At 64.0% G+C, this 750-nt stretch carries 1 protein-coding gene; it reads left to right on the top strand.

What is annotated here, in order from left to right; genetic code table 11:
- Positions 1-96: 96 nt before the first annotated feature.
- Positions 97-750: Ig-like domain-containing protein (locus tag AC1B00_RS09580; protein ID WP_488849498.1), on the top strand; the 654-nt coding region annotated here is incomplete at its 3' end.

The raw sequence follows: 750 nt of genomic DNA, 5'->3' as shown, positions 1-750 counted from the left end.
ACCGTCGGCAGTATCCGGGTGGATCGGACGGCGGCGTGGTCGACAGCGGATCTCACGGGGTATGTGGCGCAGCTGGCGTCTGCGTCGACGGGAACGATGTCGTTGGCGCTTACCCAGGACAACGTCACCACCGACGCGGTGATCATCTTGACCTCGGCGCGAGAATCCAACCGGGTTCCGTATCTGGACATCACCCTCGCCCCGACGTCGGCTCCGGCGAATATGCCGGCTCCGTTGTTGGGATCGGTGTCGTTCACGAACCCGCCGGGCTCGGTCGCGGTGGGGAGTACGACGACGTTGTCGTCCGCGGTGAAGAACAGTGTGGGTGGCGCGTTCTCGGGCGCGACGCTGGCGTATTCGTCGTCGAACACGTCGGTGGCTTCGGTCTCGTCGGATGGAACGCTCACGGCCAATGCGACGGGGTCGACCTCGGTCACGGTGAAAGCGTCGGCGGGTGGGTTGACGGTGTCGGCGTCGGTGACGGTGACGGTGACGGATGCGACGCGGGTGCGGTTGGTGCCGGTGGAGGATTCGTATGTGCAGAGCACGACCGCGTCGACGAATTATGGGTCGTCGTCGGGGTTGTTGTCGAAGCCGACGTATGGGGGTAGTCCGGATCGGATCGCGTATTTCAAGTTCGATGTGTCGGCGTTGGCGGGTAAGACGGTGACCAGTGCGGTGTTGTCGACGTCGAACCAGATCACGGATGGGCCGTTGGATGTGGCTCGGGGTGATTTCCATGCGGTGACC

The organism is Campylobacter sp. DY7 (assembly GCF_057802535.1).
This window is presented reverse-complemented; position numbering and strand designations above follow the sequence as displayed.